Below are 15,826 nucleotides of genomic sequence, written 5' to 3' on the forward strand. Positions count from 1 at the left end.
CTCTGCCTCGATTTATCATTTTGAATTAATGCAAATTAAAGTAGGTTACGATTACAATAAGGGGTAAGATCACTATTTTACCTACCAACAATGATAGAGATTATATTATGCAAATTTGGGTTGATGCTGACGCCTGTCCTACACCGATCAAAGAGATTATCTTTCGCGCTGCTGAGCGAACTCAAACGCCAACAACCTTAGTCGCAAATCATGCCATGAGGGTCCCTGCGACGCGCTTTGTAAGTATGTTACGGGTCAGCCAAGGCTTTGATATAGCAGACAATGAAATTGTGAAACGTGTGCAAGCAGGTGATATTGTCATTACCTCTGATATCCCTTTGGCTGCAGAGGTTGTAGAGCTCAATGTACATGCAATAAACCCCAGAGGAGAAGAGTACACTGAGCATAATATTAAGTCGATTTTAAATATGCGTGATTTTATGGATACCATGCGCAGTAGCGGCGTAGAAATGAGTGGCGGCCCAGCAAAGCTATCAGCAACGGATAAACAAGCATTTGGCAATGCACTAGATCGTATTCTGCAACGCGCCAAATCATGAAAATACTAACTCATGGTTTTGGTGTGAAAAGCGGCATATTTGCTGTTTATATTGAACGCCCTCCTCCGATGTCGGAATATAATTATTTAGATATAATACAACCACTTACCTGTGGAGAGATCACAGCTATAAATGCGGCTTGCGGCAATGGTTGGCGGAAAATATTTAATGTTTACGCTAAATTTATCGCGGAATTCAATCATAAAGATCACGATTTTACTAAGCATAAAACGTGGCAAGAATATCGAGATAAATGCTTACTTCAGCAACATAGTCATGAGGTTTTGCTATTCAGCCCCCCTAATTTTGCTGATAAAAGCTACAAGTATCACATTATTGCAGGTCGAGGTTATGCAAAAAAAATATTGCGAGATCATATTTTTACCAACTCTTTGGTATGGATAGACGAAGAGTTTGCTATTGATCCAAAGTTAAATTTGGTGATTTGTCCTTATTTTGATTATAGGCAACTTAGCAATATCAAAATCAGTAAATTATGTGGCATTTTGAAAAGCCTAGACTAATCTCAAATTAATATTGTTGGAAAAAGAGTCATTGTTAGGGAATGAAAATACTCGTTGTGGATGATATGCCCTTAATGCGTCATGTGTTGATAAACATGCTGAGGCGGCTTGAATACGCTGATATTACCGAAGCAACCGACGGTATTCAGGCTATGTCTCTCTTAAAGAAACAGACGTTTGATTTGTTAGTGACAGATTTAAATATGCCGAAAATGGACGGCTCAACGTTAATTGATAAAGTTAAGCATGAACTAAACTGTGCTGATACAGCCATATTGGTCGTCACATGTGAAGATAATAAGCGAATATTGCTCAAACTAATCTCTGCTAAAATTGACGGTATAATGGTGAAACCGTTTTGCTTAAAAACACTCGAAAAGCAACTTGCTTATATTGCTACAAAGCGCGGCAAGCAAAACCAGAAAAACCAAGTGCTTTGAAGTAACAGTTTGCACTTGAGAATGCAGCTTGATCGAGTAGTTCAGCCAACCGCATTCGCTCTAGCGGGTAGAACTCGTGATTTAAGTTGTGTCGCATGCGTTGCTCCCCTACTTCAGTTAACCCCAAACTTCGACACATTAATAGCTGAGACTCTCGCTCAAATTGTGTTTCTGGGGAAACTAAATCGGCTAGAAAAAGAGGTGCTTTAGGCTGTAGATTTCGGTGAATCGATTTAAGTAATGCGTGCTTTTCTCCTGTATCAGGTAAAAAGTGCATGACGAGTAAGCAAATTGCAGCGTCAACGGGCGTATCTAGTACTGAGAGTGCGCCATAGTGAAATGTAACGCGTGAAGCAAGGCCGTGATGTGTAAGTTGTAGCTTAGCTATATTGAGCATGTCACAAGAAATATCTTGAGCAACAAAGTGCCAGCTGTTGTTATGCTGAGCAAGCTCAATAATATCTTTACCTGTGCCAGCACCAATTACGAGAATCGTTGATTCATCAGGCAATAAAGTAACCAGTTGTGCCGCTGTTAGTTGATGTAACAACTCATAGCCTGGTACCAACTTAATAATGTTTGAATCATATCGCTTAGCTTCATCACCCTGAAAATGAGGCATGGTTTTATCCTTTTACCGTAATACTTGAATAGCCGCCAGGTTGTTTTTTAACATGTATTTGTGTAGCAACGCGTTCGGTCATTTCACTCACATGAGAGATAACCCCTACTTTGCGTCCTTGTGCTTGAAGTGAGTCTAGCGCATCTAGCGCAACACTCAATGTTTCGGGGTCTAAAGTCCCGAAGCCTTCATCAATAAACAATGAACCAATTTTTACTTTATTTGATGATAATGACGCAAGTCCCAATGCCAATGCTAAAGAAACTAAGAAAGATTCTCCACCAGAGAGGGTATTAACAGAACGTTGCTCATCTGCCATGTCTTTATCAATAATTGCAATGTCTAGAGATTGACCAATCACACTGAGTTTATAGCGTTTGGATAAATTCTTCAGATGAAGGTTTGCATATTGCAATAGTATTCTTAAAGTTTGCGTTTGCGCGATATTACGAAGTTTCTTTCCGGTGGCATCGCCTAATAGCTTATCGAGCAAGTGCCAATGTTCATACGTCGCTTGTTGTTGTAACAGTTGCACTTTTCTCGTCTGCAGTTGTTTGGTGTTTTGAGTATGCTGTGTCAGTTGCGTATTACATTCTAGCCATAGGTTTTGAGTTACTTCTCGTTGTGTATTGAGCTCGTGATATTGTTCTTCTAGCACACTCAATGGTAAATCAGTGAGAGCGAGTTGTTGGTGCTCAAGGTGTTCGCTTTGCAAGTGCGTTAAGGTTGCTTGTGTTTGATTCTGTTGTATTTTTAACTGCTCAAGTAATGCTTTTAATTTTACGAACTGAGTGTTGTCTTGAGACAAAATATCAAGTACGAGAGTGCTATTTAATTGAGGGTAATCATGTTGCTGGACTAAAATCCAGTCATTAAAGCGTTGCTCAACAATGTGCTGTTGTTCATTGTTTTGGCGTATTTGTTGTTGTAAGTTATCAAGCATTAAGGTTTTTTCTTGCTGTGCTTGAGTAAGCTGCACTAAGGTATTTTGCAGTTTTTGTTGCTCGCTTTCAGCATGTTCAAGCGTATTTTGTAATCGCTGATGCCACTGGTCTGGGCTGTCATCAAGAGGTAATAACAGCGCCCGTTCAGCATTTAATTGGTGTGATAAAGCAGTTAAGGTATCAACGGTACTTTGCGTTCTTTCCAAATGTAGGCGTTGTTCCTTTATTTGAATCATGGTAACACTTAATTCATTTTTTAGCGTCAGTAGCTTGGCATTACACTCATTTAATTGAGTGTCTGTTGTTTGCAATAGCGTGATACGGCTATCAAGCTCAGATAGAGCTTGTTGGTTGTTTGTTGAAAATACATTCCACCAATTTGGGTCCGTAAATAAAGTATGTGCTTGGTTGTACAATGCAGTTATATCATGACTTACCCGCGTAAGCTGTTGTGTATTATGCTGCTGTGTTTGCTCATTAGAGTGAAGTGATTTATCTAGGTCTTGTAGGGCTGATTGAGTTACTTGTAATTGGCTTTGATAAAGCTGAAATTGTTGCCAAGCAGCCTGCTGTTGTTGTGTTAGTGCACTGTATTGTTTTAGTTGCGATTCTATAGAATCTAGTTCTGATAAACAGTCTTGTGTTGTCCAATCAGCAACGTCGTCAAGTGCGGCTAATTGGTCTTTAATCTGCTGCCACTTTTGCTTGAGTTGGGCCTGTTGTTGTAGTGTTACTTGCAGCTGAGCGTTAATTTGTTCTATTGCACCAAGATGCTCAGAGTAACGTTGCTGCGCTAATTGATTCGCATGTTCAGCATGTTCATTCTGCTGCTTAAAATCATTTAAGAGGTTTTGCCAATGCTCGTCAATATGTTCAACACCATATGGATGTTCAGTTGCCCCGCATACAACACATTCTTTGCCTGGCTGTAACACTGCACGTAAGGCACTGATATTTTCACTGGCACGCAATTGCACCTGATTGTAATTATCTTGTGTGAGAACAAGCCGTTGCTTCGATAATTCGGTTTGCTTTTCGGCATCCTGTAATTGTTGACTAAGTGTATGTTGTTGATGGCGTGTTTTATCTAAACGGACTTGTAATTGGATTAACTCCGCATCGATACTATTTTGTTCGTTTTTGTACGCTATGCAGTTTTGTAGTGCAAAACGACGCTTTTGCATGGCTTCATAATCGAGTTGATCTAGCGTTGTTTTTAGTTGCTCGAGTTGACTTTCGGTCTGGTCATTGTCGGCTTGATGTTGAGCGAGTTTCGTCAATAGAGGGGCGCGTTGTTCGCTCAGCTTTACATGTTGCTGCACTGCGTCATTGTACTGTGTTTGTGTATCGTGCTGTTGCTGCGTTAATTGCGTTAACTGAGTGAGTAATACATTTAAGTGCTGCCAATGCGGTAATACTTGAGTGCCATTAGGGTCTGCCTCTAGGATTGTGTGCAGGCTGGTTTGAGTGACGGTGTTTTCATCTAAATCTTTGTGTAAGTTATGTTGTTGTTGTGTGGTTTGCGCCAATGTAGAGTGGGCTTTCTCAGCGAGCAGCTTTGCATTAGTCAGTTGAGAGTGGTTCTCTGAACGTTTGGTATCCAGTGATCTTACAGCAATAATATCTGGCTGATATCGGTTAAAATCAGACTTCGCGTGTACTGTTATTTTTGTTATTTCGAGCAGCTTTTTTTCTTGCTGAGATATGGCTTCTGCATGATCAATGGCGTTGACCTTTTTTAGTTCCGTATTTAAGGCCGTTATTTGTGAGTTTAACTGGTCGGCTTGGGTACGGTTATCAGCGATTTGTTGGACCACATCAGCTAGGTTAGCGAGTTCAAATTGGGCGGATTGGGCGGTTATTTTTTCCTTAATATCGTTTAACTTAATCGTATGGTTACTTACCTTAGAATGAAGTAATTCCCCAGCTTGTAGCCAATTTTTTTGCTGCTCGATACCTTGTTGCTGCTGTTTTAATAGTTCGAGTTCATTATGGTACTTGCGGGCTTTATTTGTGACGTCTTCCAGCTCTTCGTCAGTTAACAAAGAGTATGCTTCTAAACTAAGGCGCAGTTGTTCTAGTGCCGTTTTTTTCTGTTTGTGTTGTTCGAATATTATTTGCCCCAAGCGACTAAACTTATCAGTACCAGTTAAGCATTCGAGTAGTTGAGCTCGCTCATCGCCACTGGCTTTTAAAAATGCCGCGAATTCATGTTGAGCAAGTAATACAGCGCGTGTAAATTGATCGAAATTAAGACCGATTAACTGCTCGATTTTCTTTACCGCCGCTGACTTCTGTGCGAGTAAGGTATCATCGCTGAGTGCAAATATCTCATGTTCAGCCGTTTTGAGTCGGCCATCAACTTTATTGCGCGCGCGCGCTATTTTCCACCGGGCCATATAACGCATGTTGTCTTGGCCTTCAAAGGTGACTTCAGCGCTCCCATTAGCACACCCTCGACGTAGCAAATTTCTTGGGTCGTTTAACTTAATGTCGTCGCCATTAAAGGCTACGGTATTTTTTAAATCATTTTTAAGGCGAGCTGTTTTACCATAAAGCGCTAAGCATATTGCATCAAGTAATGTGCTCTTTCCTGCGCCAGTATCCCCTGTGATTGCAAATAAACCGCTCTGATGCAACGGGGCTTGCTCGAAGTCAATGGCGGCGTTTGTAATGGATGCTAAGTTATGTAATTTCACGCTGATAAGTTTCATTATTCACTGACCTCACTCAGAACAGCAAGGGCTTCGCAGAGACATTGCTGTACTGATGCCGGCGCACATTCATCGCTATCCATATGTTCTTTAAACGCCAAATCGAGCAGTCTTACTGGGTCGAGTTGTTCCACCTGCCCCAAATCTTCAAGTTGTGAGTCATGCTTATTATGCGTACTACTTTTGACGCGTTCGATACCGCAAAAGAGAACGTGCTTATTCGCAAGTGCGTCGTCTATTTTTGCACGGAATTGGCTATCCGTTTCATTGGCATTTAACTTAAGTCGGATATATGGTGGGGGAGCATCAATATCACACTCAAGTTGCTCAATTAAATCACATAAATCGTCCAATGTGGCGCCTCCTGTTTCAGGAAGTAAACAAACATCTTGGTGCCTAGGAATGAGTATGGGGTCGACGGCAATACACGTGTGCTTATCAAATTGCGCGATCAGCACTTGATGTTGGTAATGTCGTTCGGAGAAAGACATTGGCATCGGCGTGCCACTATAGCGAATGAATTCGCTTTTTGCGACGCGTTGTGATTTATGAAGATGTCCTAAAGCGACGTAGTCAGCGAGCTCAGTAAATACAGTTGCGCTTATGGCGTCAAATCCACCAATGGTGATGTTTCGCTCTGAGTCACTGGAAATATCACCCCCTTTGGCATGTAAGTGACCCATTACAAGTAAGGGCCCCTGTTTTATATCCATCGCGCAAGCAATACTGCTTTGATAAGCATTGTGAACTCCTTGCTGGTACGCATCGGGATGTTGATTGTCGAGTGTTAAGTCGCCTGCACGTAGAAAAGGCATTGCAACCACTGTCAGCGGTCCATGCTGAGTGTGGAGGGTTAGAACAACATCTTCTGGACTATGTTTGTTGAATCGGCCAACAACATGGGTATCAAACGCTTGCAGTAATGGCTTCGCGGTCTCAATACGATTAGCGGAGTCATGATTACCCGCAATGATGATAATGTGTAAATTAGGGCAATGGCGCTTTGCTTGTTTAATGAAGGCGTAAAGTTGCTGTTCAGCGTGTGCTGGAGGTGTCGCGGTGTGATAAATATCACCTGAAATTAGTAACACATCAATAGCATGCTGCTTGAGTGCATTGCTCAGCCATGTTAAAAAGGCATCGTGCTCTAATGTACGATTATGTTCATAAAATTGTTGACCAAGATGCCAATCTGATGTGTGCAGTACTTTCATTAAACGTCCCTATACTCATAGAAACGCTAATATAGCATTGCAAAACGAATTTGTTTATCGAGTTATTTGCAACCAAGCAAAAATAATTATAGGTAAAACAAGTAATAACAACAAAGTAGGAGTTTTAAACAGCCTATTTTGTTTTGCCTGTTGCCTTTTTAGTGCAGATTTTTCGTTACAAGCAGCTATTTTATCTACATAAAAGTAGCCATCATCTAAGTACTGCTTGCAGTTTTGCTCATCTGCAGGGATGGCAACTAATTTTTCTTGTTTTTTTAGGATGTAAAAATCCATACTGCTCACCACATGTCTATTACTAAACGGGTATAATTAACAGAGCAAAACTAACGCCAACTTTTTGAAGTGAGTTTTACCTGAAATAAAAAAGAGCGCGATTTTAAAGATAAATTGGTCCAAATATCAACACTTTTTTTTCGCTTTCTTTATTTATTTAAAAAATAGGCATAATAACCACCAGAAATACCATAGTGGCATGCCCGCCATTGCACGAATTAGCAACAGTAAAGTCGAATTTTATTCAAGTTTCTCTTGTACTTTAGTCTGTACTACTTAATAAACGCTGAATACCCTTTTTATAGGGTGTTTCTATATTTGTTACATTATATCAATATAACGAACAAAAATAGCTGTTTGCGCCACCACTAATTTGGTAAGTTAGCTTTTATTTCTTGTTTGAATAAAGCGTATAGATAAAACGCGACGGGCAAGCATGTTCCCACTTTTTCAATTTATAACTGAGTGTTGTTGGGTTAATAAGTCAGTATGAAAAAGCAACTTAACCAAACAACCCATATTTTTGGTATTTCAAGGTGATGGTTTTTGATGAACACTAAATTGCTAATAATGTCTTTGCTGTTTGTTTCTTCGTCTGGGGTCGCACACCAATTAAAGTCAGCCAAAACGACTGTACATATAAACCGTGTTAATGGTCACGTTGAAGTGTTACATCGATATTATGTCCACGATGTAGAGCACGCTGCAGAGGTTTTATTTGGTACTAACACGGATATATTTACCAATATGGAAGCTCAAAAAAGATTTGCTGATTATGTTAGTGAACATGTCCACTTTAAAGTAGCGGGAGGCAAGCGCTTGTCTCTTGTTAATTTGGGGACACATATTGATGGGCCGTTTTTTATCGTGTATCAAGAAACTCAATCATCAGGAAAACATGCTATTGTGAGTATGCAAAATCGTGTTTTGCAGGATATTTGGCCAGAGCAAATTAATATGGTGTATTTTGAAGAAAAAGGCAGCATTCGCTCTTTGCACTTTGATAAGGGGGATGACTGGCTACCAATTATTTTTAATGAAGCCCGTTAGCTATGGCTCGTAGCATAGTGAGAAAATTTCATCAACAAGCGATCTTTGCAAGTGGTGATAACGTAAACTAAAGTTAAATTCAAAATAGCTGAGAGGGCAAGGAATATTATGGCTCAAGCGACAGTACAACACGAATCGTCTAGTGTAGTCTCGTCATCTGAAATAAAGGGAGTTATATTTGACTTAGATGGCACCTTGGTAAGCTCTGGGCTTGACTTTTCTATCATCAAAGCTCAAGTTGGCTGCCCACATGAGCAAGACCTGCTTACATATATTGATAATTTACCTTCGCCTTACATGCGTCAAGAAGCAATGCACATTGTACATCAACATGAGTTAATGGATGCACAGACTGCTGAGTTACTACCTGGGGTACGAGATTGCCTAGAAGCATTAATTGATATGAGCATTCCGATGGCCATTGTGACGCGTAATTATACAAAAGCAGCAGAGCTTAAAGTACGCCATTGCCACATTCCCATAGCAACCATGATAACCCGTGATGATGCGCCCGCTAAGCCCGATCCAACTGCATTACTGCATATTGCTAAACTGTGGCATTTTAATGCCAAAAATTGTATTTATGTTGGAGATTATTTATATGATATCCAAGCTGCGCACAATGCGAGTATGAGAGCGTGTTTGTATGCACCAGAGTGCGTCCCAGCCTATGCATCGGAAGCGCAATTCGTTATGCATCATTTTAGTGAATTACCTCGCCTGATTTTATCGACTCAATGATATTATCATTGGACAAAGTGAGATCCGCTCTAGCTCATTTGACTTAGTCTTGTTAAAATCTCGGCAATTTAATTTTATAAAACGAGAATTAAGATGGGCAGAGCATTTGAAGTCCGCAAAAACGCCATGGCAAAAACGGCGGCGGCAAAAACCAAAGTAAACTCAAAATACGGAAAAGAAATTTACGTTGTCGCAAAAAATGGTGGCTCTGATCCGGATACAAACCAATCTTTACGTCGTTTAATTGAAAAAGCGAAAAAAGATCAAGTACCGGCCCATGTTATTGATAAAGCATTGGAAAAGGCAGCTGGTGGTGCAGGTGAAGACTATTCTCCAGCACGTTATGAAGGTTATGGCCCTGGTAACTGTATGGTAATTGTTGACTGTTTAACGGATAATCCGAATCGCACGATTAAAGATGTTCGATTACCATTTACAAAAACTGATTCGAAAATTGGCAGCCCAGGTTGTGTTGCACATATGTTTGATCACTTTTCAATACTTGGCTTTGCTGGTGATGACGACGAAGCTGTGCTGGAAGCGCTGATGATGGCTGATGTCGATGTAACAGATGTTGAAGTGGAAGACGGAAAAGTGTCAGTATTTGCACCTCACACAGAGTATTTCAAAGCAAAAACGGCGCTGACAGAAGCATTCCCTGACATTAATTTTGAAGTAGACGAAATTACGTTTGTACCACAAACTCAAGTTGAAATTACCAATGAAGATGATATTGCAAATTTCGAAAAGTTTATGGGTATGCTTGAAGATTGTGATGACGTGCAAAACATTTATCATAACGCGATTGTAAATTAATTATTTTTACGATTGGGTTATTTTAAAAACCGGGCTCGAAGCTCGGTTTTTTTATGTCTGAATTATTCCTAACGCAATTTCACATTTGCTGACAAAATGCTAACTATTGACAACAGTTTCCTTTTTTACACTGCACTATATTTTGGCCTTACTACTTTTTAAGCAAAGGAAAGGCATACAATGAAACTCTTGATAAAACCACTAACTCTCTTGGTTTCTAGTTTAATTTTGACGGCATGTGGTTCCAGTAGTCATGCACCGAAAATTACGTTAGAAAAAACGAGCTTTACCGCAATCGCAACAACACACTTAACAATTACTGCTGATATTACTGATGAAGATAATGACCTAAATGCAATTGAGTGGCAACAAGTTCAAGGGCCCGGTACTACAGAGTTTGTCGATCAAGCGGTAGGCTCTAATAAAATGACTTTCATGTTACCGCACGAGGCCGGAGAGTACGTATATGTTGTCAGTGCCATAGATAAAAAGAACTTTAAACGCTCTGAACGTATTACGGTTCAAGTAGGTAGCTTACAAGAGCATATATTTGAACCCTTATCGACATTGTTTGATAGTACTTTTACGCAACATGAGGGTGAAATCATCAATATGGCTTCGCTCATTGATTTTGGAGACGGCATTGTTTGGCAAGATGCTGCGGGATTAGCGCAGCAAGCGACGAGACAACCAATGACACCAGAACATCAATTTCGGATCGCAAGTGTGTCAAAAACGTTATCTGCTGCGGTCACATTTAAGTTAATCGAAAAGGGGCTGTTTACGCTGGATACACCAATTGGAGCATTATTGACTGATACAGATATGCCACAAGGCTTTACGGTGGGCGATTTACATCACTCTGGCGACACTAAGCAAGGGGAAACAATCACAATAAGGCAGTTACTGGATCAGAGTACTGGAATAAGAGATTTTGTTTCTTACTTACAAGATTTTCAAGCACCAGACACGCGTGCCTTCTTAGAGGCGTTAACACAGCAAGATCATAATGTCCCTCAGCGGTGGCACTCTGATTTATTGATACAGGAGTTATTAGAGCGGGGGTTAACCAAAGAGCTAGAAACGATGCCTGGTTCAGCCTATTTATATGGGAATAGCAATTCTGATTTGTTGGCTTGGACGTTAGAAAAATTTACTGGTCAAACTTTTGAAGCTTTATTGGAGGAGCATGTTTTTTTGCCGCTTGATATGCAGCATACCTATATGGATTATCATCAAGCTAAAAAAGGACAGGGACCCATTGAACACCTCTTTATGATCCAAACTGATGCACCTGAGTATCAATATCTCAATGGTAATCATAATGTTGTAGCGTTGGGTGTTAATACGTCATTTGCTTGGGCAGGAGGGGGAATAGTTTCAACACTAGATGATTTGAACGCTTTCTTTAGCGCACTACATAGTGACCAATTTATTTTAGATGCAGCATTGCGATCCGAGTTGAAGTCGTACTGGCGAAAAACAACAACAGCTGAAGAAGAGCTTGAAGGACCAACTGAGTTCTATGGTTTAGCTATGGAAAAGGTGATAGAAAAAAATTATCAAACCGTCGGTCACTCTGGATTTTGGGGGGTGTATGCATCGCATGTAACACCGCTTGATGTGCATATGTACACATGGGCAGGGCAGCCATATAGCGATGCGGCGGAAACCTTTCAAGACCAAGCGATTAAGTTATTACATAGCAAAGGTATCAATGGCACCACGGTTTTTCAGCAATAAATTGATGGTCATAAGACAACCTTATGGCCAGAGCAACAAATATAGCGTAGCTAAGTTATATTTGTTGCTATTCAATCTTGTTGGTGCGTTTGTCAAAGTGCCTCTATGTAAAGGGGCTTTACAAACTTAGCGTGCGATAGCTGTGTTGTTCAATAAAGCACGGATCTCTTTGACAAGCGCAATACTGTCTTCATTGTCACCATGAACACATAATGTATCAGCAGCCAAGGGAAGGGTCTTTCCTGAATTGGTTTGTACGCTCTGGTGAGTTATTAATTGTGTAACTTGAGCAAGTAAAGCTGTTTTATCATGCACCGCAGTAGGCATGCTTCTGGGGCTCAGCAGTCCATCATCTGTATATAATCGGTCAGCAAATGCTTCAAATAAAACTGCAACATTGTAGGTGTTAGCAAGTAGGCGGTGTTCACTTTGTTTGCGCGTTGCTAACATCATCAGCTTTAAATCGCTAGGGTAGTCGGCGATGGCCTGTAAAACACTTTTCAAGATAGCATTGTCACGCATCATATCATTATACAGAGCACCATGAGGTTTTACGTACTTGAGCGTAATACCATAGACTTTAGCCATGCCTTCTAGGGCCGCAATCTGATAATGCAGGCAATGTATTAATTCTTGGTGTTGCATCTGCATAGAGCGTCGTCCAAAACCTTGCTTATCTGGGTAGCTTGGATGTGCTCCGACAGTTACGTTATGCTGCTTGGCGAGTTGTAATGTGGCAGCAATAACATCTGGATCTCCAGCATGAAAGCCGCAAGCAATATTTGCACAGTCAATTTCTGCCATCGCTTTCGTATCAAGACCCATTGTCCACGCACCAAAGCTTTCGCCTAAGTCACAATTTAACAGCATGCTTTTACCTTTATTTGATTGCTAAGCTAACATCTTGTTGGTCGGTGACCAGCAAATGTTCAGGACTGTTAATAATACACAATTTGGGCGCTATTTTGGTAATTGCGAGTTGAGCTGTCATGTTCGATGTCCAAAAAACGGGCATGCACTTTTTATTTATGTCTATTGGTTCACCAAATACGGGTTTGTTTAAGTCATAAATACCGATGTCTTTAGGTTCGCCAAAATGTACAGGAAGGCCATGAGGTGATCGGTTAAGTGCTCCGATTTGTATTGCTTTTACAAGATCTGATGGGGTAAAAGGGCGCATACTCACCACATTAAATCCAGAAAATGTTCCTGCGCTTTTACAAGGTAATGTTGAGATATATAAAGGCAAGCCATGCAATGGGTTAATGGCTGAGCTTTTTAATCCTGCGCAATTTAGCGCATAGTCATAACTCAGGTAACTCGCTAACGCAAAAGTCACTAAATCTGCTTGCCAAATTGGAGAAAGGTCGTGTACATCTTCAATGAGTTGGCCATTTTTGAATACTCTATAACGCGGAATATCGGTACGAATATCAATATCTTTACCCAGTGATTCAAGCGTATACGCGCCCGGTGAATGACTGTAGGCCATCAAAGAGCATGCATCTGGGTTCAAGTGACAAAACTGCAAAAAGTCGTAAGCATACTCTTTAGGTAGAATAATAATATTACATTGCGTAAAACCGGGTACAAATCCGATGGTTGGGCCTGAATAATCGCCTTCCCGGATCATTTTCCGTATCGCATGAGGTGCGGTTAATGATGCCGATGGATCCATAGTTAAGGCCCTCAGAAAATTTATTTGTTAGGCAGAGTCACTGTAACGGGTAACACACCTTGCGCGTTATCAAGTCCTAAAATTACCCGAGCTAATGCTGTAAAAGCGGGACCAGAGACCTGATTTTTATTGTCTATATCAATATTATAGGCATAGCTAGCTAAAATTGCGTCACTGATAACCGCGTACTCTGTAATTTCGTATGGTGCACGTAAGCTAATAAATAAGACTGGCTTTTTCAGGCGCTTCGCTAAGCTCATTTGTTGGTGCAATACTTTTGGTTGGTCATGTCGAGATACAGCATGATCTGATAATTCCGCTATGTCATCCATACCCCCTATTTCTACGGCACTTTGTTGTGGGCTGGCATGAGCTGCAATTATGATATCAGCGTGTTCAATCGCGTTATTGGCTGCTGTGGGGTCGAACCCTTGTAGGCTGCTACAGGTAATATGAAAGGCATGCTTACTTAACTTTTGTAATGCTTGTTCGAGTGCAATGCACTTGCGAGTATCAGGCATAATGAGGTGGAGGTGTGTTTTTTTAGGCTGGGTTGATACAGGCTTTATTGGTAATAGTCCTGAATTTTTTACCTCAGTAATAGCTGCAACTGCAAGGTTCGCTTCTAACTGCCGGTGACTTGGATTACCTAAGGTTGCGTGCGCTATGTTGATAGATGGGTGTGTTGAAGTGTTTAAAAACCGTTGTTTTAACGCAGCAATTCGCGTTGCCGATTGTGCTATGTCATGTTTGTTTAATTCTTGAGTGTTGGCGGCTGTTACCAAACTTGACATTAGTGAATCCAGTTTTTGAATATCATGGGGGGTACGAATTGCAATAGGCATCAATGCGATATCAACGCCCGCTTTAAATGTTTCAATAACAGCTTGATTTGGGGTGAAAAAATCACTGATCCCAGCCATATCCAATGCATCGGTAACAATCACTCCCTCATAGCCTAGTTTGGTCCTGAGTAAATCATGCATTATGGCGCGCGACATAGTGGCGGGTTTCAGCATTTTTTGCCCATGTTTATTCGTCAATTCGCTGTTATCAAGAGCGGGGTATTGAATATGTGCTGTCATGATCATGCCAGGCGCATGTGTATCAATGATGTACTTAAAAGGGGCTAAATCATTGTGCCAAATAGTGTCTTGGGTATGCGTAACCTTTGGCAGCCCTGTATGACTATCAATGTGAGTATCGCCATGGCCCGGAAAATGTTTTAAAGCGGATATAACACGCTCATTTTCAAAGGCAGTCACTTGGGCAGCGCCCAGTTTAGCAACTTCATCGGGGTTTTCCGAAAACGAACGTACGTTGATGACTGGGTTTTCAGCATTCATATTGACATCAACGGTGGGCGCAAAGTTAACATTAACTCCCAAACTGTTGAGTTCTTTTCCAATGGCTTTGGCAACCTCAGTGGCATAAAAAGTGCCGTGTTTAGGGTACGTTGCACCAATGCTCATGTTGCCAGTAAAAGAGGTGGCAACTTCTCGGTTAATACGAGCGACACGTCCTCCTTCTTGGTCAATTGCAATAAATAAAGGTTGTTTAGCTGCACTTTGAAGTGCTTTGTTTAATTCGATTATTTGTGCGATGTCTTGCACATTTTCAGCAAATAAAATCACGCCTCCAATGTGGTATTTAGTGATGACTTGCGCCAGTGCTTTGGGGAGTTTTTTCATCGGTGTACGACATGCTGAACTCTTGCCATTTTCACAGAAATAACGAAAATCTAGCATCAGCTTTTGGCCGAGTTGCTCATTGAGTGGAGTGTTTGCCATTGCAAGTTGATGAATTGTCATGCTGATAACGATACCTAAAGGTTTTAAAACTTGTGAGAGTGCCATATAAAACTTGTGAAAGACATCAAATGATTAGCTACTAATTTAACATTGAAATAGGTATGTATATAGCACATTGTTAAGCGAAGTTAATCGCATCGACAATTAATGTGTTATGAACGATATTGGGTTATATTTCTATGCACATAGCGTAAACATCCGCATGAACTTACTTTTAGTCTCCCTGAATTCATTTTGCTTCGTCTCCCTGAATTTATTTTCCTTCGTCTCCCTGAATTTATTTCAGGGTCCATGCAGAGGGAGCACTTTGCACTTGTGGATCCTGACCTGCGTCAGGAAGACGGCTGGGGTGAGTTACATCAGTTGGATATTGACGTTTTATCCTGTGAGTCTTCCTCGTCTCTCTCAATTTATTTTTCGTACTTCTGAGTTTGTTTTTCCTCGTCTCTTTGAATTTATTGTCCCTCGTCTCCCTGAATTTATTTCAGGGTCCATGTAGAGGGGGCACTTTGTACTTGTGGATCCTGACCTGCGTCAGGACGACGGCTGAGGTGAGTTACATCAGTTGGACATTGATGTTTTATCCGTGAGTTTTCCTCTTATCCCTCAATTTATTACTCGTCTTTCTGAATTTATTTTGCTTCGTCTCCCTGAATTTATTTCAGGGTCCATGCA

The 15,826-nt window shown here is 40.9% G+C and carries 14 protein-coding genes; 7 read left to right on the forward strand and 7 right to left on the reverse strand.

Annotated elements, in window-relative coordinates:
* Positions 1-107 precede the first annotated feature (107 nt).
* Genes J8L98_RS01880 through J8L98_RS01890 form a run of 3 tightly spaced genes read left to right on the forward strand, consistent with a single transcriptional unit; the run spans position 108 to position 1,524 of the window.
* On the forward strand, positions 108-560 hold the full coding sequence (locus J8L98_RS01880; RefSeq protein WP_210995031.1) for a YaiI/YqxD family protein: 453 nt from the start codon (positions 108-110) through the stop codon (positions 558-560).
* A complete protein-coding gene (locus J8L98_RS01885) occupies positions 557-1,084 on the forward strand; it encodes a hypothetical protein (RefSeq protein ID WP_210995032.1) in 528 nt (175 codons plus the stop codon). The genes J8L98_RS01880 and J8L98_RS01885 overlap by 4 nt, the downstream gene beginning before the upstream one ends.
* A 41-nt stretch (positions 1,085-1,125) precedes the next feature.
* The gene (locus J8L98_RS01890; RefSeq protein ID WP_210995033.1) at positions 1,126-1,524 is read left to right on the forward strand and encodes a response regulator; all 399 of its coding nucleotides are present in this window, start codon (positions 1,126-1,128) and stop codon (positions 1,522-1,524) included.
* On the opposite strand, the gene J8L98_RS01895 is transcribed toward J8L98_RS01890, so the two are convergent.
* From J8L98_RS01895 to J8L98_RS01910, 4 genes are read right to left on the reverse strand one after another with little or no spacing between them, the layout of a single operon-like run.
* Positions 1,481-2,146 carry a class I SAM-dependent methyltransferase gene (locus J8L98_RS01895; protein WP_210995034.1) on the reverse strand — a complete coding sequence of 222 codons (666 nt, stop codon included), beginning with the start codon at positions 2,144-2,146 and terminating at the stop codon, positions 1,481-1,483. The genes J8L98_RS01890 and J8L98_RS01895 overlap by 44 nt on opposite strands.
* A 4-nt stretch (positions 2,147-2,150) precedes the next feature.
* Positions 2,151-5,804, reverse strand: coding sequence for an AAA family ATPase (locus tag J8L98_RS01900; protein WP_210995035.1), 3,654 nt, complete (start codon positions 5,802-5,804; stop codon positions 2,151-2,153).
* Positions 5,804-7,018, reverse strand: a complete 1,215-nt coding sequence (gene sbcD, locus J8L98_RS01905; protein WP_210995036.1) for an exonuclease SbcCD subunit D — start codon at positions 7,016-7,018, stop codon at positions 5,804-5,806. Before sbcD ends, J8L98_RS01900 begins: the two co-directional genes overlap by 1 nt.
* Before the next feature lie 54 nt (positions 7,019-7,072).
* Positions 7,073-7,312, reverse strand: a complete 240-nt coding sequence (locus J8L98_RS01910; protein ID WP_192509397.1) for a hypothetical protein — start codon at positions 7,310-7,312, stop codon at positions 7,073-7,075.
* Between the two features lie 549 nt (positions 7,313-7,861).
* Here J8L98_RS01910 and J8L98_RS01915 point away from each other — a divergent pair.
* The 4 genes from J8L98_RS01915 (at position 7,862) to J8L98_RS01930 (ending at position 11,662) form a co-directional block, all read left to right on the forward strand.
* Positions 7,862-8,362: a DUF6702 family protein gene (locus J8L98_RS01915; RefSeq protein WP_210995037.1), complete on the forward strand. Its 501-nt coding sequence runs from the start codon at positions 7,862-7,864 to the stop codon at positions 8,360-8,362.
* 108 nt (positions 8,363-8,470) lie between these two features.
* Positions 8,471-9,103, forward strand: coding sequence for an HAD-IA family hydrolase (locus J8L98_RS01920; protein ID WP_210995038.1), 633 nt, complete (start codon positions 8,471-8,473; stop codon positions 9,101-9,103).
* A 93-nt stretch (positions 9,104-9,196) separates the two neighbouring features.
* Positions 9,197-9,919: a YebC/PmpR family DNA-binding transcriptional regulator gene (locus tag J8L98_RS01925; protein WP_192509400.1), complete on the forward strand. Its 723-nt coding sequence runs from the start codon at positions 9,197-9,199 to the stop codon at positions 9,917-9,919.
* A 180-nt stretch (positions 9,920-10,099) separates the two neighbouring features.
* Positions 10,100-11,662, forward strand: coding sequence for a serine hydrolase domain-containing protein (locus J8L98_RS01930; protein WP_210995039.1), 1,563 nt, complete (start codon positions 10,100-10,102; stop codon positions 11,660-11,662).
* Between the two features lie 126 nt (positions 11,663-11,788).
* Here J8L98_RS01930 and J8L98_RS01935 read toward each other — a convergent pair whose 3' ends face one another.
* From J8L98_RS01935 to J8L98_RS01945, 3 genes are read right to left on the reverse strand one after another with little or no spacing between them, the layout of a single operon-like run.
* Positions 11,789-12,532, reverse strand: a complete 744-nt coding sequence (locus J8L98_RS01935; protein ID WP_210995040.1) for a 5-oxoprolinase subunit PxpA — start codon at positions 12,530-12,532, stop codon at positions 11,789-11,791.
* Positions 12,533-12,542: 10 nt separating this feature from the next.
* Positions 12,543-13,340, reverse strand: coding sequence for a DUF1445 domain-containing protein (locus J8L98_RS01940; RefSeq protein ID WP_210995041.1), 798 nt, complete (start codon positions 13,338-13,340; stop codon positions 12,543-12,545).
* A 20-nt stretch (positions 13,341-13,360) separates the two neighbouring features.
* Positions 13,361-15,151 carry a glycoside hydrolase family 3 protein gene (locus J8L98_RS01945; protein WP_247682382.1) on the reverse strand — a complete coding sequence of 597 codons (1,791 nt, stop codon included), beginning with the start codon at positions 15,149-15,151 and terminating at the stop codon, positions 13,361-13,363.
* Positions 15,152-15,826: the final 675 nt, after the last annotated feature.

This window comes from Pseudoalteromonas sp. MMG013 (genome assembly GCF_018100885.1).
Taxonomy (GTDB): Bacteria; Pseudomonadota; Gammaproteobacteria; order Enterobacterales; family Alteromonadaceae; genus Pseudoalteromonas; species Pseudoalteromonas aurantia.